The following is a 19056-nucleotide window of genomic DNA, read 5'->3' as shown; positions in this document are numbered from 1 at the left end:
AGATAAACATGCCCGCTCATCTTGCCAAAAGCAATACCTTTGCGGCCCTAAACTGTAGGCAAACTCCCACCCAACACTTTCCTAACCCACATCCCGAATGGCAGTTCATACCGTGTATAAAGAGCCGGCTCCGATAATGGACCGCGAAAACCCGCTCGAATCAATGATGTCGCGCTTCAACATCGCCGCCGAAATTCTCGGCCTCGACGAAGCGACCTACGACGTTCTCAAAGCCCCTGACAAGCAGGTTATCGTCAACATTCCGGTGACGATGGACAACGGCAAGATTCATGTGTTTGAAGGCTATCGCGTTATCCACAACACCATTCTGGGCCCGAGCAAGGGCGGTATTCGCTACGACAAGAACGTACACCTCGACGAGGTGAAAGCCCTGGCCGCCTGGATGACCTGGAAGTGCGCCGTGGTTGATATTCCCTACGGCGGGGCCAAGGGTGGTATTATCTGCGACCCTACTACGATGAGCGCCGGCGAAATTGAGCGCATGACCCGCGGCTACACGCTGGCCCTGAAAGACGTATTCGGCCCCGACCGCGACATCCCGGCTCCCGACATGGGCACCGGCCCCCGCGAGATGGCGTGGCTGATGGACGAATTCTCAAAAACTAACGGCATGACCTCGCCCGCCGTGGTCACCGGCAAGCCCTTGGTAATGGGCGGCTCGCTGGGCCGCACCGAGGCCACCGGCCGCGGCGTAATGGTATCGACTTTGGCCGCGCTGAAAAAACTGGGTCTGAAGCCGACCGAAGTATCGGCCGCCGTGCAGGGCTTCGGCAACGTGGGCTCGTGGGCTGCGGTGCTGCTCCACGCCGAGGGCGTGAAAATCAAAGGTGTTTCCGATATTTCGGGCGCTTATTGGAACGAGGACGGCATCAACATCAGCGATGCAATCGCGTTCAAAGACGCGCACAACGGCCGCTTGGAAGGCTTCGCCGGCGCTACGCCGATGAACCCGAACGAGCTGCTGACTTCGGACGTGGACGTGCTGGTGCCCGCCGCCGTCGAGGATGTTATCACCGAGCACAACGCCCACCACATCAAGGCCAAGCTCATCGTGGAAGGTGCCAACGGCCCCACTTCGGCCTCGGCCGACCCGATTATCAACGAGAAGGGCATCATGGTGGTGCCGGATATCCTGGCCAACTCGGGTGGCGTTACGGTGTCGTACTTCGAGTGGGTGCAGAACAAGCAGGGCTTCAAGTGGAGCCTGGACATGGTGACCGAGCGCGCCGACCGCATCATGAACGACGCGTTCGAGAAAGTGTACGAAACCAGCAAGAAGTACAACGTCCCGATGCGCATCGCGGCCTACGTGGTGGCCATCGATAAAGTAGCCCAGACGTATAAATTCCGCGGCGGCTTCTAAATCGTTGATTTTCGCTGATTGACCGTGATTTCGCTGATTGTGAACGTCGGCGGCAGGCGGTAATCTGACGATGAAAAGCAATTTACTGCGTGATAAACTGCTTAAGTGGTTGTTATTTTGTTTTAGTAAGGAATGGCACGGGCCACTTGGTTCGTGCCGTTCCTATTTATGGCCGTAATTTGTTCTGACTATCAGACTTTACCGGCCCATTATTGCGCCGATTGACTACGCTAAACGCAGCGAAATCACGGTTAATCAGCGAAAATCAGCGATTATGAAGATTCACAAAGAAGGAAGACGTATCATGTTCGTTACGCTGCTGATTTTATTGGCGCTCAACCTATTGGTATTTCAATTGAACAAGGGGGCTGACCTCGTGAACCGGCTGTTTGCCGGGGCTACGGTCATCGTCTTTTTGCTGATTCTGCAATTTTTCCGCAGCCCGTTCCGGCACCTGTTCACGCACGAAGACCTGCTGCTGGCCCCGGCCGATGGCAAGGTGGTGGTGATTGAGAACGTATTCGAGCCCGAGTATTTTGAAGATGAGCGCAAGCAAATCAGCATTTTCATGTCGCCCATCAACGTGCACATCACGCGCAACCCGATTTCGGGCCTCGTGAAGTACTTCAAGTACCATCCCGGTAACTACCTAGTGGCTTGGCACCCCAAAAGCAGCACCCAAAACGAGCGCACCACGGTAGTGGTAGAGTCCGATGCGGGTCCGCTGGTGCTCTTTCGCCAGATTGCCGGGGCCATGGCCCGCCGCATTGTGTGGTACGTGAACGAGGGCGATGAAGTAAGCCAGGGCGAGGAGTTCGGCTTCATCAAATTCGGCTCTCGCGTCGACGTTTTCGTGCCAATGGATACGGAAATAAAGGTAGAGCTAGGCCAGAAAGTGAAAGGTGGCGAAACCGTGATTTGCCAACTGAAGGTCTGATTTTCAGTGCCAGCTAAAAGTAAAAGGCCACCCAAATGGGTGGCCTTTTACTTTTAAGCAAGAATGTGCGGTACGAACTCCGATAGGTTGGTGATGAGCCCAGCCTCGCGCCGGAAACCGATGGCGCAGGCCTCGCCGGCCCAGAACACCCCGGCCTGGTAGCGGCGGCCCTCGGTATCGGTGGGCAGCTCGGCCCATTGCTGATAGAGCTGGGGCTGCTGGGCAAACTCGCCCGGAACTTCGCTGCCGGTGCGGCCGTCGGGCTGAATTTCGGCCACGTTCTGGCCCTCGCGGCCGAAAATGGGCTTGCGAACGTGGTGGCCGGATAGCGGCTCCAAACTAGCTTCGAGCAGCAGCGGGTGGTGGGGGAAGGTTTTCCAGAGGTGCGCGAGCAAGGCTTTACTTTGGAAAAGCAGCGCGTAGGCCGGGTTGGCAATCACCACGTCGCGCGTGACCAGCAGTTGGGTGAGGTCGGCGGTGAGGTCAGGTTCCTCCTCGGCCAGAATCTCCCAGGGAGCCAACTTGAACAGAAAATCGAATTTTTGCCATTGGTCGGGCACGGTTTCGGCCCACACGCCCCGGTCTTCGCCCTCAACTGACACGCGCATGGCATCGATGGGGCAGGTGTAGGTATCGGCAAAGCCAGCCGTGCGGGCGGCTTCGGCTAGCACGGTGCAGTTGGCTTCGTCCTCGGCGCTATCGGGCAGGTACACCAGCAGCAAGGTGGCCTGACGGTCGTGGTTGAGGCTGCGCCAGTGGCGGAATTGGTCTTCCAGGCACTCAAATAGGCCGTTGGCCTGGCGGCCTTCCTCGGCTTGGCCGGCTGCTACGAGGCTGGCCCATTGCACCACGGTGGTTTCGGGTAGGCTGGTGGCGGTATCGGCATTGAATTCGAGTAGTTTGGGGCCATCGGGCGTCAGGGCCAGGTCGAAGCGGCCGTAGAGGTGCCAATGGCGCTCATCGTCCCAGGAGTGGCGCACGGCGGCCCACAAGTTGGCCGGGATGGCTAGCTGCTGCAGGAATTCATCCGGAATGGGGTCGGGAATGGCCTGCACCAGCATATCGTAGAGCGTGTCGGCAGCCTGGAGCAGTGTTTCCGCCTCGGTTTCGGGAAGCTGCACGGCCTCGCGGGCCACGTAGTTCTGGCAGGCGTCTTCCATGGCCCATTCCCAGCCCAAGGCACGCACAGCGGGCGACACATCGCCGGATAAGGGGAGGAGATTTATCATGTGGGAGGGTGAAATAGGTAACAGCGAGAAAGAACGGTCATGCCGAGCGCCGCCGAGGTATCTCGCGTGGGGTAGTAATCAGTTCCATTGCGACGGTGCGAGCGAGATGCCTCGGTTGCGCTCAGCATGACCGTTCATTCATCTCTCAATTACTGTTCTCTACCCGCCAAAGCCCCGGAAGCCGCCGCGGCTGCCAAAACCACTGCTCCGGCCGGCCGGTGCGCTGCTACGGAAGCTGGGCCGGGGCGACGAACGAAGCGTAGAGCGGCTTTCCTGGATGCCGGCCGAGGGCGACGTGCGGCCGCCACCGAAGCCGCGCCCGAAGAAACCGCGGCCGTTCTGGCGTTCGCTGGCCACGTTGTTGCGCCAGCCCTGGTTGTTTTGCATCACGCCGGGGTTGGCGTAGTAGCCGGCGTTGGGGGTGAGGAAGCGGCCGGCCATGAAGCCAATGCCGCTCCACATCAGCACGTTCATCATACCGTTGCCCTGCACGCGGTTTTCAGGGTTTTGCCGGCTGTAGTCCTGCATCTGGCGTTGCAGGGCTTGGCCCTGGAGGGTATCGGTCTTGCCATCGAGGTGGTGCAGCACGGCGGCTACTTCTTCCTTGCCGGCGGGGCGCTCGGCGGTGATTTTCCACTCGCCGGGCTTGGTTTCGGTCATTTCAGTGATGACGCCCTGGCTGTAGGTTTCACCGCCCCAGCCGCCTTCGGCCCCGTTTTCCTGGGCGCGGTTTTCCACGGTATCATTGGAGGAACAAGCGGGCAGGCCGAGGCCGAGACTGCTGGCAGCAGCCACCAGCAGCACGTTGCGACGCCAGTCGCCGAGGGAATGAAAGTGCTTTTTCATGGAGTGGAAGCGGGATATGGGGGAGCTGTTGGTGATTGCGAGTATCGGGTTGAGGCTAGTACAGCACAGTTAATCGGGTTGAACAACGACCTGGATGGCTGCATTCATGTTGCCTTTATCCATCAGCACGCCACGAGGCTGGAACTGCTGCCACGAATGTCCTGCTGAGAGATACCACGTATCGGGTGCGGGTGCATCAAGATAGCCCCCTAACGATTGGCCGTAGCTGTAGCTCATTTTTCTTTCTTTTGTGGCTTGTATCGTCACGGGGTGTTCACACCCGAAACGGTCGGCGGTGTACAACCATTCCATCGCAATATAAAAGCCTGCCTCTGGGGTCCGCAACTGAAATTTTGCTAAATCAACTTCGTGACACCCTTTTTTAGACGCTGATGTCAAAATGGAGGCTGTGAGTAAGTCGGTGCCTGGTGCCCCGTCAGGGCCGGAACTTGGGCATGCAGGGCCAGCGGGGCGGCCAGGGTAGCGACCAGCAGCACGGCCAAGCGCCTGCGACGAGGTCGGCACTGGCCGGTGTTGGGTGCCTCAGGGCCGAAGTATTCGCGGGCGTGCATCATACTGAAAAGCTGGCAGGAAACGACGCGCCGGGCATTAGAACCAGCGCGTCGCCAGCTGCATCAGCTGCTCCAGGGCGGCCTGGTCATCGTGGTCAAAATCGTTGAGCTGGTCGCTGTCGACATCGAGCACGGCCACTACCTGGCCGTTTTTGATAATTGGGACTACGATTTCAGACTTGGAATCGGAGCTGCAGGCGATGTGGCCGGGGAAGGCCTCCACGTCGGGCACGAGAATGGTTTGGGCCTGGGCCCAGCTGGCTCCGCACACGCCCTTGCCGTGCCGGATGCGCGTGCAGGCAATGGGCCCCTGGAATGGCCCAAGCACCAGTTCATCATCTTTCACCACATAAAACCCCACCCAAAAAAAGCCGAATGCCTGGCGTAACGCAGCGGCCGTGTTGGCTAGGTTGGCGGTCAGGTCGGGCTCGCCGGTGGTGAGGGCTTCAATTTGGGGCAGCAGCTGCTGGTATTGGGCGGCCTTGGTGAGGGTAGTGTCGAGGGCGAGGGTTTCGGCCATGAAGTAGCGCGGTTGTAGCGCGGACTCTGCGAGTCCGCGTGTGGTGAAAAACAAGGGAATTAAGGAGTGGTGCGGGCGCGGACTCGCAGAGTTCACGCTACGAGGCTACTGCTCGTTTACGTACCAGAACAGTTCGTCGGGGCCAACGTTCGTTGTGCTGCGTAAGCCACTCAGGCCCAGGCGCGGGGCCGCGATGCCTTTACCCAGCTTAGACGGTGCCCGGAACACGCGGATTTCGTCCCACAAGCCCGCGTTCAGCAGCGCATTCAGCACCGTGGGGCCACCTTCGACCAGCACGGACTGTACTTGGCGCTGGTAGAGGTCGGCCAGCACTTGGGGGATGAGGTCGTCGGCTTCGGAGAGGGTAACGTGGTCGAGGTTGGCGGTGTGGTAAGGCTGGCGGTAAGTGTAGATGAGGGTAGGTTGCGAGCCGTCGAGCAGGTGGTGGGTGGGTGGCAGGCCCAGGTTTTTGTCGATAACCAAGCGCGTGGGCTGGGGGCCGGGCCAGTCGCGCACGTTCAGGCGGGGGTTGTCGTGCAGGGCCGTGCGGGTGCCCACCAGAATTCCCGCTTCCTCGGCCCGCCACTGGTGCGTGAGCAGGCCCGCCTGCGGGCTGCTTATCTGCACGGGTTGAAAGTACGGCCCGGCCAGAAATCCATCGGCCGTTTCGGCCCATTTCAGCACCAGGTACGGCCGCTTCTTTTCGTGAAAGGTGAAGAAGCGGCGGTTCAGCCAGCGGCCTTCCTCCGCCAGTACGCCGGTTTCGACCCGGATGCCGGCGGCGCGCAGCTTTTCAATGCCACGCCCGGCCACCAGCGGAAACGGGTCGTCGTTGCAAATCACTACTTCGGGCACGCCTTTCTCGATGAGCAGGTCGGCGCAGGGCGGCGTTTTGCCGTGGTGGGCGCAGGGCTCCAGCGTCACATACACGCGGCTGGTTTTCAGCAGCTCCTGGTCCGTTACCGCCGTCAGGGCATTTACTTCGGCATGCGGCCCACCGTGTTGGCGGTGCCAGCCCTCGCCAATGATGCGGTTCTGGTGCGTCACTACGCAGCCAACCAAAGGATTTGGGCGGGCGTAGCCCGTGCCAAGGTGCGCCAGGCTCAGGGCGCGGCGCATGAAAGTAGCATCGTCGGGTTTCATCGGGGGCGAAGGTAGGAACCGCGCCGCAGCTACGCCGGGAGCCTACATTTGCGCCCGATGAAAACCCGCGATTTCACGGCTTCCCTGGCCTTAGACCTACAACCCGTTTACCCAGAGCGCGAAGCCCAGGCCATTGCCGCGCTGGTGGTGGAGCACTTGCTGGCGCTCGACTCCCTCCAGCGCCTGATGGCCGCCCAGCAGCCCGTGCCACCCGCCGCGCTGGCGGCGGTGCCGGCGCTGGCCGCCCGCTTGCTGGCCCACGAGCCGGTGCAGTACGTGCTGGGTACGGCGCATTTTGCCGGTATGGAGCTGGAAGTGACGCCCGCCACCCTCATCCCGCGTCCCGAAACCGAGGAGTTGGTGCAAGTCATTACGCAGGCGTATCCAGCCAATGCCGCGTTACGAGTGCTCGACGTGGGCACGGGCTCGGGCTGCCTGGCCCTGGCGCTGGCCCGTGCCCTGCCCAAAGCGGAAGTATTAGCCGTGGATATTTCGGCCGAGGCCCTGGCTGTGGCCCGCCGTAATGCCGCCCACTACGCTCCGCAGGTCACTTTTCAGCAGGTTGATATTCTTCTTAACCTGCCCACCGACTTAGCCCCCGGCACGCTCGATATATTGGTGAGTAATCCGCCCTACGTGCGCGAAAGCGAGCGCCCCACCATGCGCGACAACGTGCTGGCCTGGGAGCCCGCTACGGCCCTCTTCGTGCCCGATGAAGACCCGCTGCTATTCTACCGCCGGTTAGCCGAAATAGGCCCGGTACTGCTGCGGCCCGGAGGCGGTATTTACCTGGAAATAAATGAGGCCTTGGGTGCTGAAACGGCCGCTCTGCTCGTAGCGCAGGGCTTTGTGGACGTAACTGTACTGCCCGACATGTTCGGCAAAGCGCGCATGGTGCGCGGACGGTGCGGGTAGCAATTGTCTTCAACAAATAAGGGCCGTTGGCCGCCAACTCCAATGAGGTTGGCGGCCAACGGCCCTTATTTGTTAGCGCTTGATTTACAGGTTCTGCGTTACGAAATTAGTCATCTGGCGATACAGGTGCAGGCGCGTGTTGCCGCCCCCGATACCGTGGTTGCGGTTGGGGTAGTACAGCGTCTGGTAGTCCTTGTTGGCCTTAATCATGGCATCAACGAAGGCGATGGAGTTTTGGAAATGCACGTTGTCGTCGCCGGTGCCATGCACGAGCAGGAACTTGCCTTTCATATTCTGGGCAAACTGCACGGGCGAGTTCTCGTCGTAGCCGCCGGGGTTTTCCTGGGGCGTTTTCAGGTAGCGCTCGGTGTACACAGTGTCGTAGTAGCGCCAGTTTGTGACCGGGGCCACGGCGATGCCCATTTTGAAGAGGTCGGGGTTTTTGGTCATGGCCAGCGAAGTCATGTAGCCGCCGTAGCTCCAGCCCCAGATGCCAATGCGCGACTTGTCCACGTAAGGCAGCGAAGCCAGGTACTTCGCGCCCTCGCCCTGGTCGATGGTTTCGAGCTTGCCCAAGTTGGCGTAAGTAGCTTTGCGGAAGGCTGAGCCGCGGCCCGATGTGCCCCGGTTTTCCACCGAAACCACGATATAGCCCTTTTCAGCCAGCATCTGATGCCAGAGGTAATTGCTGCCGCCGTAGTTGTCGAGCACCGTCTGGCTGCTGCCGCTGCCGAAGCTGGGGCCGCCGTACACGTGCATCAGCACGGGGTATTGCTTGGCGGGGTCGAAGTTGCTGGGCTTTATCATCCAGGCATTTAGATCCACGCCTTCGGAGGTTTTGAAGGTGAGAAACTCAAATTTGCCCAGGTCGTACTGGGCTAGTGTTTGGCGCAGCTTGGCGTTGTCCTCCAGCGTCTTCACTAGCTTGCCCGTCGCGCCTTCGCGCAGGCTCACCACGGCCGGTACGCCCGCCGAGGAGTGGGTATTGAGAAAGTATTTGGTGTCGGGGCTCAGGTTCACCACGTCGGTGCCGTTGCCGGCCTCGCTGATGCGCTGCTTGCCCGAGCCCTTCAAGTTCACGCGATACAAGTGGCGCTGCAGGGCCGAGCCCTCGGTACTGGTAAAGTACACGAAGCCGGTTTTGGGGTTGAAGCCGTTAATGGCGCTAATTTCCCAGGGCCCCTTCGTGAGCTGGCGCACCTGCTTGCCGTCCATGTCGTGCAGGTAAAGGTGCTGGTAACCGTCCTTCTCACTGGTGAACAGAAACTGCTTGCCGCCGGCCAGGTAGTTCAAATCATCGTTGATTTCGACGTAAGCCGCATTCGTATCGGTCAGCACCACGCGGGTTTTGCCGGTGTTGGCATCGGCGTGCAGGATTTCGAGCTTATTCTGCAGGCGGTTCAGGCGCTGGATGCTGAGCAGGTTCGGCACTGCGGTCCACATCACGCGGGGGATGTACTGGTCGGCCACCGGACCCACGTCCATCTTATTGGTGCGGGCACTGGCCACGTCGTAGCTGCTCACGCTCACTACCGAGTTTTTCTCGCCGGCTTTGGGGTATTTAAAGCGGTTTTCTTTGGGGTAGAGCTCGCCCCATTCCTGCATGTCGTACTCGGGTACCTGGCTTTCATCGAAGGTGTAGTAAGCAATTTGCTTGCTATCCGGCGACCAGAAAAAGCCTTGGGCAAAGCCGAATTCTTCCTCGTACACCCAGTCGGTCGAGCCGTTGATGAGGTTGTTTTTCACACCGTTGGTGGTCACGGCGGTTTCCTGCATCGTGGCCAGGTCGGTCACGTACACGTTGTTGTCGCGGGTGAAGGCCACGCGCTGGCCGTCGGGCGAGTACGTGGCGTAGCCCTGCTTGCCGCCGGCGCTCAGCGGCGTCAGCTTCTTGGTGCCGCGGTCGAAGACATAGTAGCTGGCGCGGGCGCTGCGCCGGTAAATGGGCTCGGTAGCCGTCGTGAACAGGATTTTCTGTTCGTTGGCGTTGAAGGAGTAGCCATCCACGGCCAGTGGCTTGTCGGTGCCGGGCAGCTGCAGCTCGGCGGCCGTCACCAGGGTTTGCACGGCTTTGCCGGTGGTCACTTCGTATTGTACTAAGCTGCCGGCATCAAGGGCCGAGTAGTAGCGGCCGTCGTTCATCCAGTTGAAACCCGGTACGGCGGCGGCCCGGAAGGTGGGCTTGGCCCAGATGTCTTCCAGGGTCAGCGGCAGCTTTTGCTGGGCGTGGGTGAGGGAAGTGGTATAGCCCGGCACCAGGGCCGGGCCATTGGTGGCCAGTAGCGCGGCCAGCGCGAAAAAGCGAAAACGCATGGTGTAAATCGGGAGTGTGAGCGAAATAAGGGAGTAAACAGAACGTTAAAGGTAACATTCGTCCGCAGCTCGGTTGCAGCCGGTGGGCTCCGTTACCTTTGCATTATGCGTTTTCGCCCCCTATTGCTCTTATTGCCCGTGTTGCTGGCGGCTTGTGCCAAAACCGAAACGCCCGTGCGGCTCGATTTTATCGGCACCACCGGCCTCACCTCCGGCAACCGCACCGTGCAGCCCAGCGACACGCTCACGACCCGCGCCTACGCCCAAAGCCGCGACAACGACCTTCAGCGGCTGCGCATCACGGTGAAGTACGAGCCCACCCGCAACCCCATCATTTACCCCTCGCCAATCAGCAGCTACGACCCTAGCAAAACGCCTAACGATGACGCGCTGGTGTACCTGGATTCGGTGCTTCGGGTGGCGTCGCCGCCCACGGCCACTTTCTCGGGCCGCGAGCTGTTGCTGCCCAACCAGTTTGTGGCCCGCGCCACGTCGGGCACCGAGCAGTGGCAGTACACCGCCACTGATGCCAACGGCCAAAGTACCAGCCGCGCCCTGCGCCTCACGGTTCGCAGCAGCGATTCGGCCCGGGTTTACCACAGCTACACGGCGCTGCTGCGGCCAGTAGTGCCCGCCACGCCGGCCGCCGCCGCGCCGGTGCGCGACCGGGCTCGGGTGTTTCTCAACCTGCGCACCGGCCTGCTGCTGCCCAAGTACGCCCTCATCAACAACGAAAACAGCCTGCAAGCAAATCAGCTGCTGATTGACCTGATTTGCCTCACCCGCAACAATACCGTCAGCCTGCACGCGCCCGCTTCCACCCAAGACTTGAGTCTGAGCGCCAGCACCTGGCCAGTGGCCAACCGGCGGCTGACCCTGCTGCGCCGCACTGGCCTCAGTACCACCGATTTTGGTAACGCCAACACCAATGCTCTCCTTGCCACGGCCTTTGGCAACGGCACCCGGTTTACGGACAGCCTGAGCACCGGCACGCTCACCAAGGGCCAGGTCATCGCCTTTCGCACCATCGAAGACAAAACTGAGCGGACGGGTCTGCTGCTTGTTTCCGACCTGGTACTAGGCACCGCCCCCACGCTCACCTGCACGGTCAGGGTGCAGAAGTAATGCCGATATAACCCAATAAAAAAGGGCTGTTCCTTAACGGAGCAGCCCTTTTTGTGGCAATGCCCACTGTGAGTTGGCTCAGAACGTGAGGCCCGCCGTCAGGGTGGTAGTGTAGCGGTTGTTGTTGATTTTGATGGACGGCTCCAGGCCATCCAAACTGTAGGGCGTGCTCACCTGGTTGAAGGAGGTGTACACGGCGGCGGCATCGAGGAAGAAATTACCCTGGCGCAGGCCAGCCCCGGCGGTGTAAAAATTCTGTACCCGCTCGTTGTTCTTATCAGCCTTGTACGGGTCGCCGTAGCGGGCGTAGCCCACCCGCACCCGAAACACGTCAAATCGACCTTCAGCCCCAAACCGCAGGTTCACGGTGCTTTTGTAGCGGGCCTGGATGTCGTTGTTTTCGGCGGTAAACGGGTTGTCGTCGCCGTTGGCATTCTGCGCGTCGTTGTGCAGGCGGGCCTGGCCGTAGCCCACGTACTCAACATCGCCCGTCAGAAAGCCGTACTTGCTTATCGTGTAAGCCACGCCGCCATTGGCCCGGAAGGGTGTGGTGAGGGCGTAGGCGTAGTCGTTGGGTTGTGCCTCGATTGTGGTCACGCCCACCGGCAGGCTGCGGGGCACCACGTCGGTGCCCGAGGCGCTGAAATCGGTGATAAAGGCCGCGTTATAGGTGTCCTCCAACCGCATATAGGTGGGCGTCTGCACCGAAGCACCGATACGGAAAGCATCGGTAGCGCGGTAAATCAGGCCCAACCGGGCGTTAATGCCCGAGCCGCTGACGCGACGCTCCTCACGCAGCCGGTAGCTGTTTATGTGGGTAGTCGGGTCACTTTCAGTTTCCGTAAAATCCGATGTCGTCCGGTAGTTCGAACTCACGATGCCCAGGCCCACGCCGATATACAGCCGGTCGCGATAGCTGCCGCCATAGCCCAGGTCGAACTGCGACACCGAGCCCCGCGAAATCACCTGCTCGGCCTGCCCGATGGGCCCGCGCCGCGTCCGGCTGGTAATGCTGGTAGTGGAGTCCTGCACGGTGCCGCCCGGCACCCGCACCCGGTCCACGTTTATCAGGTAGGCGCCGTAGGCCAGGCCATCCAGGCCGTTGTCTACCGTGTTGTAATTGCCCGACCGGCCCTGCCCGCGAATATTCAGATAGTAATCCCTGCCCGCCGTGCCGCGCAACGTAGCCAGGTAAGACTGGTCATCGGCTGTGTAGGTCCGGCCATTCACGGTGCGGTCGGTGAGGGTGCTGTTGTAGGTTCTGGCTACGTTGAAGTCGGCCAGCCGGGTAAAGCCCAGCGCGAAGGCTCCGCCGCGCCAGTTGGTGCTCTGGTCGCTATCGGGGCGGCGGTTGGCCAGCACGAGGCCAGTACTGGCAATATGGAAGCTGTTCTTGACATCGTTCTGCGCGCCCGCCGAGCTGCCATCCAAGCGCGAGTCGCTTTGCCCCAGGCCAATGCCGGGTGTGATATGAATTTCCGACTTCTGGAACAGACCCAGGCCGGCGGGATTGCTGGTTAGGTTGCCAAAGTCGGCCCCGAGGGCCACGTTGGCTCCGCCAATGCCTTGGGTACGGGCCGGGCCGCCAAACTGGAGACGGGAGTAGCGCAGGGCATCACTCGGCCCCTGGGCAAAGGCGTGGCTGGCCGGCCCCAATGCGAGGGCCAGGCTAAAGCCGATAATCCGTTTTTTCATGGGAAGGAAGAAAAAGGAGCCGGCCGTTGGGCCGGCTCACTTAGGGAAAGTTTTTGCAAGAAAATCAGGTGGGGTGCTTAGTCGTTGCGGCCCCGGCTGCGGCCGCCGCCCCCATCTCCACCACCCGAGGGAGCAGAGTAGGAAGGCTGGCTGTAAGAGCGCTGCTGCTGCTGTTCGGCATCGCGCTGTTGCGGCTGCTCGTAGGTCCGTTCGGGTTGCCGCTGCCGCTGCTGCGGCTGTTCGAACACCCGCTGCTGCCGGGGCTGGTCGTAGGAACGTTGGCGGGTTTGCTCAGGAGCTTGCTGGGTGCCTTCGAAGCGGGGCTGGGCCACCGCATCCTGAGAAAAACGGCCCCGACGGCTGTTTTGGTTATCCTGGGGCTGGGCCGTGGCAGGCTGCGACTGGTCAATCTGGGAAGCCGCGTCGGCGTTGCGCCAGCGGTTGCCGCGGCCCCGCGATTCCTCCCGCATGGGCCGGTCACGCATTATCTGGCCCTGGTCGCGCGCAACTCGTTCGCGTTGTACTTCGCCCTGGCCCGGAGTTGCGTCCATTTGCTGCCGCCCGTCGGTGGGCTGCTGGTCCATGTTGCGGTAGCGGGGCTGCTCGGCCGCATCCATGCGGCGGGGCTGATTGAACGAAGCATCCGTGCGTTCCTGCCGGGTGGTATTGGGCACAGACATTATGGCGTCGGTCCGCATCCGGCCACCATCCGTGGTAACAGTCCGGCTTTCGCTCGAAGTCGGGATGCCCTGGGGAGCAGAAGGGTTCAACAGGCCATCGGGCCGCACGCGGCCGCCGCCCGACGACGTGCCGGAAACACTGCCCGAAGTCCGGTTACCCGATTGGTAACGCCCATCCGAAGACCGGTAGGTGCGGCTGCCCGATGTGCGGCCGCGGCCATTGCTGTCGCCGTAGTAGCCGCCATTGTTACGGTTATTACCGTAGTAGTTGTTGCCGTAGTAACCGCCCCGGCCATAGTAGCCCCCGTAGAAAGGACCACCGTAGTAGTAGGGGTCGTAGAAGCCGTTGCCGAAGCCATTGCCGAAGCCATTGCCGAAGCCATTGCCGAAGCCGTTGCCGAAACCGTTGCCGAAACCAAATCCGCCATAAGGCCGGCCGAAGCCATAGCCCCCGAAGCCCCAGGGCTGCCCAAACCCAAAGCCAATGGTGATGCCCGAGCCGTACCCAAACCCGTAGGGGCTATGAAACGGGCTATAGAAAGGGTCGTAGAACCCGGCCCCATAAGGTGAGAAGCCACCGTAACCCCCGCCCCAGCCGTAGCTGCCAGCGCCGTAGCTAAGAGTTGTATACGGACTATACGGCGTGTAGTAGCTCACGCCTGGCGTAGTATACTGCACTCCCTGCATGTAAGTGTAGGAATCGTCGTAATACTCATCTGAACTGCCGCTCTGGCGAGCCGTCGGGCCGTTGGTGTTACCGTTATAATCCGGGTTGACCGCCTCATTGGTTGAAGCCGGGGCCGCGCTCACCACAGCCGTGGTGCGGTCTTTGGAGGAATAATAAACTCCATCGTCCTCCGAGGAGGTGAGGGCCGAAGTGCCCGCGCAGCCGCCCAGCGCAAACAGGGCCAAGGCAGGCAAACAAGCGGTGAGCAGCTTTTTCATGACTAATTATATGAGGAGTGGAGAGGCTGATAGTAAAGTAACAGCGGAAATGATGGAAGCCGCATGAAGTTAAGAAGCAAGGGTAATAATAGCCAACTGCTTAGGCTCGAATGCTGGGCAAAGGTTTAACAGATGGCAGGCTGAAAAGGCCAATGACCGACTGCGCATTCTCGCTGGTCAGGCTTATAACTTCTGTTACGAGGTCCGCGCATTAATAACGTAATTTGACCCCGAAACGGTGCCATTTGGTCAAGTCAAATCTTGTACCAGAATTGGGAACTTTTCCGATTACACCTAAGATGCCCCCCATGAGCAAAAAGTTGCCTACCCGCCAAGAAGATTACTCGCTTTGGTACAATGAGATAGTGAAGCGCGCCGGCCTGGCCGAGAACTCTGCCGTGCGTGGCTGCATGGTTATCAAACCCTACGGCTACGCCATTTGGGAAAAAATGCAGCGCCAGCTCGACGATATGTTCAAGCGCACGGGCCACGAAAATGCCTACTTCCCCATCTTCATCCCCAAAAGCCTGTTCGAGGCCGAGGAGAAAAACGCCGAAGGCTTCGCCAAAGAGTGCGCCGTGGTGACGCACTACCGCCTCCAGACCGACCCCGACCGCCCCGGCAAGCTGCGCGTAGACCCCGCCGCCAAGTTGGAAGAAGAGCTCATCGTGCGCCCCACCTCGGAGGCCATCATCTGGAGCACCTACAAAAACTGGGTGCAGAGCTACCGCGACCTGCCGCTGCTCATCAACCAGTGGGCCAACGTGGTGCGCTGGGAAATGCGCACCCGCCTGTTTCTGCGCACCGCCGAATTCCTGTGGCAGGAGGGCCACACCGCCCACGCCACCGCCGAAGAAGCCGTGGCCGAAACCCGCCAGATGCTCGACGTGTACGCTGAGTTTGCCGAAGAGCACATGGCCCTGCCCGTAGTGAAGGGCGTGAAAACCCCCAACGAACGGTTTGCCGGTGCCGAGGACACCTATTGCATTGAGGCGCTGATGCAGGATGGCAAGGCCCTACAGGCCGGCACCAGCCACTTTCTGGGCCAGAACTTTGCCAAGGCTTTCGACGTGCAGTTTGCCAACAAGGAAGGCGTGCGCGAGTACGTGTGGGGTACCAGCTGGGGCGTGAGCACCCGCCTGATGGGGGCCCTCGTGATGGCCCACTCCGACGACGAAGGCCTGGTGCTGCCGCCCAAGCTGGCCCCGATTCAGGTGGTCATCGTGCCTATTTATAAATCCGGTGAGCTCGACGCGCTGCTTGAGCGCATCAAACCCATCCAGATGGGTCTGATTGCCCGGGGTATTTCGGTGAAAGTGGACGCCCGAGACACCGAGCGCCCCGGCTTCAAGTTTGCGGAGTGGGAGATGAAGGGCGTGCCTGTGCGCCTGGCCATCGGCGCGCGCGACCTTGATAACGGCACCGTAGAAGTGGCCCGCCGCGACACTAAAGCCAAAATGAGCTTACCCCTGGCCGACATCGTGGCCAGCGTGGACCAGTTGCTGATTGATATTCAGCACGACATGCACGAGAAAGCCAAGCAGTTCCGCGCCACCCACACCACGCGGGTAGATAGCTACGACGAGTTCAAGCGGGTGCTGGACAACGAGGCGGGTTTCGTGCTGGCCCACTACGATGGCACCTCCGAAACCGAGGAGCGCATCAAGGACGAAACCAAAGCCACCGTGCGCTGCCTGGCCCTGAATGAGCCCGATGAAGACGGCACTTGCATGGTGACCGGCAAGCCCAGCACTCGCCGCGCCTACTTTGCTCGTGCTTATTGATACAGGCTTTTTTGAATAAATAGTTTGATATTAACTTTGTATTAATTCAATAATATATTATCTTCGGGTGCAACTGGGCCGTGCGTGAGCGCGGCCCTTTCACTTTTAACTGCACTTCCCGATGCGCACTTTCCTGCTTATCTTTTTGGTATTGGGTGCTTTGTCTACCAGCAAAGCCCAGGATGCTACTCCCATGACGGTGCCGCAAAAAGCGGTGGCGCAGCTGGAAAAAATCCGAAAGCAGACTGTAGATGAGGTAGTCATCGGTATGCGCAAAAGCAATTTGCCAGCCGAGACCCGGCCCATGCTCAACCGAATTCTGGTGAAGTCCACCAGCGAGTTTCTGGTCATTACCGCGCGCAAGCCCACCCGAGAGGCCTACCTGAAGTGCCTCGACGACAACCTGAGCCGCATCTCGCCCTTGGTTCCGGAAACGAAAGACCGGGAGCAGGTCGCTGAGTATTTTCAGGACCTGATGGACATTGTGGGGTTGGAAAGTTCGGAAGGCCGCCTCACCGCATTCGTCGAAACCAAACCTCAGAAGTAGTTCGAAAATAAAAATTAACAAAAACGCCCCCTGCGATGAGCAGGGGGCGTTTTTGTTAGGAAGCTGTTTGCGTTAGCTAAAATCATTCTGAAACGGTCATGCTCATCTAGCGTCCGCTTGTCGAAGCATCTCTACCGCTTCGCTTGAGCCGGTGCAACGAAGCGGTAGAGATGCTTCGACTGCGCTCAGCATGACCGTCTTATTGACTCAAACAGCTCCTAAGCAGCCAGTTTCCGGGAGTGACTGCTGAAGCCAGCGTTACTTCTTTGTAATCGTGAATTCGACGCGGCGGTTTTTGGAGCGGGTTTCCTCTTGGTCGTTGCTGGCCACGGGCTTGGTGCCGCCGAAGCCTTCGGTGCTGATGCGCTCGCTTTTGATGCCGTGGCTGCTGAGGTATTTCTTCACCTCATTCACCCGGTCCTGGCTCAGCTTAAGGTTGAGGCCGGGGTCACCCTGGTTGTCGGTGTGGCCCGAAATCTTAATTTCGACTGACGGAAATTCTTTTAGAATGCGGATGAGGCGGGCTAGTTCGGGGTAGGAGCTGGTGTTGAGGTAGTACTTGCTCTGGGGGAAGAAGATGTTGTTCATCTTCACCGTCTGGCCCACGGCGAAGGGCGCCAGGTACAGGTCCTGCTTCTGCTCAGAATACTTGTCCTTGGCATTCACGTCGAGGTTAGCGTTTTCGGCCAGGTAGCCTTTGGCTTCGGCGCGGTAGCCGTACTGCACGCCGCTGGGCAGCACAATGGTGTAGGAGCCATCGGCCGGGTCGGTTTCCGTCACGCCGATTTCTTCGCCCGTCAGCAGGTTTTCGTAGTGAATAATGGCCCGGATGGGCTTGCCGGTATTCACGTCGAGCACGCGGCCGGTCACCAGCGTCACTACTTCGGGCTGGAAGGCAGGGGCCAGTGAGATGCGGAAAATATCCCGCGAGCCATCGGTGCCGTTGCGCGACGACACCAGGTAAGCGTCCTGACCGGCGGCCGAGATGGTGTAGTAGGCGTCGAAATCCGGCGAGTTCACCACCGGGCCCAGGTTGCGGGGCGGGCTCCAGTTGGTCCAGGTATCGTCGAGGCGCTTGGAGTAGAAAATGTCCGACTTGCCGTAGCCGCCGCGGCCTTCGCTGGCAAAGTACAGCGTCTTGTCATCGGCGGCCAGAAAGGGGGCGAAGTCGGCTTTGGCCGTGTTCACGTTCGGGCCCAGGCTCTTGGGCTTGGTCCACACGTTGGTTTCCATGGGCGAGGGGAAGCTCACAAAAATATCCTGGCCGCCCAGGCCGTCGGGCCGCTCCACGGCCATGAGCAGGGCCCGGCCCGACGTGGCCAGGAAGAAGTCGACGTGCTCCTTATCCAAGTTGACGAAGTCCTTGATTTCGACTTTTTTGGGAGGCGTCCAGCCCATGCGGGTACGCTTGCTGATGCTGCAGCCCAGTGGGTCGATGGTGCCGTCAGGGTTGTAGATGTTGATGACGATGGCCTGCTGGCCGTTGGCCGACACCGAGGCGATGCCGTTGGGGTCATCGGGGGTATTCACCGGGGCGCCCACGTTTTTGGCCAGGCTCCAGGTCTTGGTTTTCCCGCTTAACAGGGTCGAGTACCACACGTCCTGCGGGTCGCGGCCGCCGCCCACGTTGCCGGGGTTGCTTTCGCGGGCGAAGTACAGGGTGCGGCCGTTGGGCGAGATAACCGGGTGGGTTTCCACGTAGCGCGTGTTCACGTTCGGGCCCAGGTTCACCAGCGACGAGTCGAACTGGCTCGACTTCACGGCTTCGGGGCCTTTCTCCTCGGTGAAGGCCTGCTTCACCATGGTGGCTGGCACGTCGGAGATGCCGATGGCGTCAATCTGGTTCACGCCTTCCACCTTGGCCGTGTTCATGCGCACCACCACGCCCAAGGTGCGGTATTCGGCGGTCGGAAACTTGATTTCGAGGGTGCGGTAGGCTTCGGGCAGCGGGCCGGGCTTGTTGTTGGAATACACCTCGTGGTGCACGTTCTTGGTATCAACCAGCTCGACCTTGGTGATGGAGCCGGGGTTGAAATTCTCCACGATGGTGACTTGCTGAGCGGCCACCGAGCGGGCGAAGCGCACTTCGATGAATTCATTCGGCCCTTCCTTGCGCGGAATCCAGGCATCGTTGCTGATTTGGCCCAGCGGCAGGGCGTTGGGCGTACTCAGCACCTGCGAAGGGGAGAAGGGCTCCTTGCCTTCGGATTTCTGGGACGAAACCGCCACCAAGCGGGCGGCCCATTGCACGTGCTGGCCCAGGGCCGGGGCCCCGGCCAGGAGCAGCAGGGCGAGGGGCGCAACGGCCCGGCGGGAAGAGTTAATTGAATTAATCATCATAACGATAGTAGAAAATGGCTAACGCCCGGGCGCGCTCTGGCCGTGCGCAGTCACAGCGGCAAGCCCGAGCGGCAGTATTTA

Annotated in this window: 16 protein-coding genes; 6 read left to right on the top strand and 10 right to left on the bottom strand. The window is 60.3% G+C overall.

Going from position 1 to position 19056, the window contains the following annotated elements:
- Positions 1-97: 97 nt before the first annotated feature.
- Together IEW17_RS15975 and IEW17_RS15970 are read left to right on the top strand one after the other, a co-directional pair.
- On the top strand, positions 98-1384 hold the full coding sequence (locus IEW17_RS15975; protein ID WP_188563061.1) for a Glu/Leu/Phe/Val family dehydrogenase: 1287 nt from the start codon (positions 98-100) through the stop codon (positions 1382-1384).
- Between the two features lie 274 nt (positions 1385-1658).
- Complete coding sequence (locus IEW17_RS15970) at positions 1659-2321, top strand: phosphatidylserine decarboxylase family protein (RefSeq protein WP_188563060.1); 663 nt, start codon at positions 1659-1661, stop codon at positions 2319-2321.
- 53 nt (positions 2322-2374) lie between these two features.
- On the opposite strand, the gene IEW17_RS15965 is transcribed toward IEW17_RS15970, so the two are convergent.
- The 6 genes from IEW17_RS15965 to ribD form a co-directional block, all read right to left on the bottom strand.
- On the bottom strand, positions 2375-3550 hold the full coding sequence (locus tag IEW17_RS15965; RefSeq protein WP_188563059.1) for a glutathionylspermidine synthase family protein: 1176 nt from the start codon (positions 3548-3550) through the stop codon (positions 2375-2377).
- Positions 3551-3709: 159 nt separating this feature from the next.
- Entirely contained in the window at positions 3710-4396 is a 687-nt protein-coding gene (locus IEW17_RS15960; protein ID WP_188563058.1) for a Cj0371 family chemotaxis-regulating polar lipoprotein, read from the bottom strand.
- A gap of 69 nt (positions 4397-4465) precedes the next feature.
- Positions 4466-4795 (bottom strand): hypothetical protein, encoded by a 330-nt coding sequence (locus tag IEW17_RS15955; RefSeq protein WP_188563057.1) that lies wholly within the window; start codon positions 4793-4795, stop codon positions 4466-4468.
- Complete coding sequence (locus IEW17_RS15950) at positions 4792-4971, bottom strand: hypothetical protein (RefSeq protein WP_188563056.1); 180 nt, start codon at positions 4969-4971, stop codon at positions 4792-4794. Before IEW17_RS15950 ends, IEW17_RS15955 begins: the two co-directional genes overlap by 4 nt.
- A gap of 34 nt (positions 4972-5005) precedes the next feature.
- A complete protein-coding gene (gene msrC, locus IEW17_RS15945; protein ID WP_188563055.1) occupies positions 5006-5488 on the bottom strand; it encodes a free L-methionine (R)-S-oxide reductase MsrC in 483 nt (160 codons plus the stop codon).
- Between the two features lie 105 nt (positions 5489-5593).
- Complete coding sequence (gene ribD / locus IEW17_RS15940; RefSeq protein ID WP_188563054.1) at positions 5594-6631, bottom strand: bifunctional diaminohydroxyphosphoribosylaminopyrimidine deaminase/5-amino-6-(5-phosphoribosylamino)uracil reductase RibD; 1038 nt, start codon at positions 6629-6631, stop codon at positions 5594-5596.
- Between the two features lie 57 nt (positions 6632-6688).
- Between ribD and prmC the strand changes: the two genes are divergently transcribed.
- On the top strand, positions 6689-7546 hold the full coding sequence (gene prmC / locus IEW17_RS15935; RefSeq protein WP_188563053.1) for a peptide chain release factor N(5)-glutamine methyltransferase: 858 nt from the start codon (positions 6689-6691) through the stop codon (positions 7544-7546).
- 84 nt (positions 7547-7630) lie between these two features.
- On the opposite strand, the gene IEW17_RS15930 is transcribed toward prmC, so the two are convergent.
- Positions 7631-9859 (bottom strand): S9 family peptidase, encoded by a 2229-nt coding sequence (locus tag IEW17_RS15930; protein WP_188563052.1) that lies wholly within the window; start codon positions 9857-9859, stop codon positions 7631-7633.
- Between the two features lie 105 nt (positions 9860-9964).
- On the opposite strand from IEW17_RS15930, the gene IEW17_RS15925 reads away from it, so the two are divergent.
- A complete protein-coding gene (locus IEW17_RS15925; protein ID WP_188563051.1) occupies positions 9965-10984 on the top strand; it encodes a hypothetical protein in 1020 nt (339 codons plus the stop codon).
- Positions 10985-11062: 78 nt separating this feature from the next.
- On the opposite strand, the gene IEW17_RS15920 is transcribed toward IEW17_RS15925, so the two are convergent.
- Positions 11063-12679: an OmpP1/FadL family transporter gene (locus IEW17_RS15920; protein ID WP_188563050.1), complete on the bottom strand. Its 1617-nt coding sequence runs from the start codon at positions 12677-12679 to the stop codon at positions 11063-11065.
- 77 nt (positions 12680-12756) lie between these two features.
- Complete coding sequence (locus tag IEW17_RS15915) at positions 12757-14304, bottom strand: hypothetical protein (protein ID WP_188563049.1); 1548 nt, start codon at positions 14302-14304, stop codon at positions 12757-12759.
- A gap of 308 nt (positions 14305-14612) precedes the next feature.
- Between IEW17_RS15915 and proS the strand changes: the two genes are divergently transcribed.
- On the top strand, positions 14613-16088 hold the full coding sequence (proS, locus tag IEW17_RS15910; protein ID WP_188563048.1) for a proline--tRNA ligase: 1476 nt from the start codon (positions 14613-14615) through the stop codon (positions 16086-16088).
- Positions 16089-16209: 121 nt separating this feature from the next.
- Complete coding sequence (locus tag IEW17_RS15905; RefSeq protein ID WP_188563047.1) at positions 16210-16635, top strand: DUF4844 domain-containing protein; 426 nt, start codon at positions 16210-16212, stop codon at positions 16633-16635.
- A 258-nt stretch (positions 16636-16893) separates the two neighbouring features.
- Here the strand turns inward: IEW17_RS15905 and IEW17_RS15900 are convergent, their stop codons facing one another.
- The gene (locus IEW17_RS15900; protein WP_188563046.1) at positions 16894-18975 is read right to left on the bottom strand and encodes an OmpA family protein; all 2082 of its coding nucleotides are present in this window, start codon (positions 18973-18975) and stop codon (positions 16894-16896) included.
- Between the last annotated feature and the right edge of the window lie 81 nt (positions 18976-19056).

The sequence above is a fragment of the Hymenobacter frigidus genome (assembly GCF_014640435.1).
Classification (GTDB): domain Bacteria; phylum Bacteroidota; class Bacteroidia; order Cytophagales; family Hymenobacteraceae; genus Hymenobacter; species Hymenobacter frigidus.
Note: the sequence above shows the minus strand (reverse complement) of the source record. Positions and strands in the feature narration are given on the sequence as shown.

Bases quoted from the DNA above. Each gene is read 5' to 3' on its own strand.
- proS (WP_188563048.1), top strand. From the start codon at position 14,613: ATGAGCAAAAAGTTGCCTACCCGCCAAGAAGATTACTCGCTTTGGTAC.
- prmC (WP_188563053.1), top strand. From the start codon at position 6,689: ATGAAAACCCGCGATTTCACGGCTTCCCTGGCCTTAGACCTACAACCC.
- msrC (WP_188563055.1), bottom strand. From the start codon at position 5,488: ATGGCCGAAACCCTCGCCCTCGACACTACCCTCACCAAGGCCGCCCAA.
- ribD (WP_188563054.1), bottom strand. From the start codon at position 6,631: ATGAAACCCGACGATGCTACTTTCATGCGCCGCGCCCTGAGCCTGGCG.
- IEW17_RS15925 (WP_188563051.1), top strand. From the start codon at position 9,965: ATGCGTTTTCGCCCCCTATTGCTCTTATTGCCCGTGTTGCTGGCGGCT.
- IEW17_RS15930 (WP_188563052.1), bottom strand. From the start codon at position 9,859: ATGCGTTTTCGCTTTTTCGCGCTGGCCGCGCTACTGGCCACCAATGGC.
- IEW17_RS15970 (WP_188563060.1), top strand. From the start codon at position 1,659: ATGAAGATTCACAAAGAAGGAAGACGTATCATGTTCGTTACGCTGCTG.
- IEW17_RS15975 (WP_188563061.1), top strand. From the start codon at position 98: ATGGCAGTTCATACCGTGTATAAAGAGCCGGCTCCGATAATGGACCGC.
- IEW17_RS15900 (WP_188563046.1), bottom strand. From the start codon at position 18,975: ATGATGATTAATTCAATTAACTCTTCCCGCCGGGCCGTTGCGCCCCTC.
- IEW17_RS15965 (WP_188563059.1), bottom strand. From the start codon at position 3,550: ATGATAAATCTCCTCCCCTTATCCGGCGATGTGTCGCCCGCTGTGCGT.
- IEW17_RS15920 (WP_188563050.1), bottom strand. From the start codon at position 12,679: ATGAAAAAACGGATTATCGGCTTTAGCCTGGCCCTCGCATTGGGGCCG.
- IEW17_RS15960 (WP_188563058.1), bottom strand. From the start codon at position 4,396: ATGAAAAAGCACTTTCATTCCCTCGGCGACTGGCGTCGCAACGTGCTG.
- IEW17_RS15905 (WP_188563047.1), top strand. From the start codon at position 16,210: ATGCGCACTTTCCTGCTTATCTTTTTGGTATTGGGTGCTTTGTCTACC.
- IEW17_RS15915 (WP_188563049.1), bottom strand. From the start codon at position 14,304: ATGAAAAAGCTGCTCACCGCTTGTTTGCCTGCCTTGGCCCTGTTTGCG.
- IEW17_RS15950 (WP_188563056.1), bottom strand. From the start codon at position 4,971: ATGATGCACGCCCGCGAATACTTCGGCCCTGAGGCACCCAACACCGGC.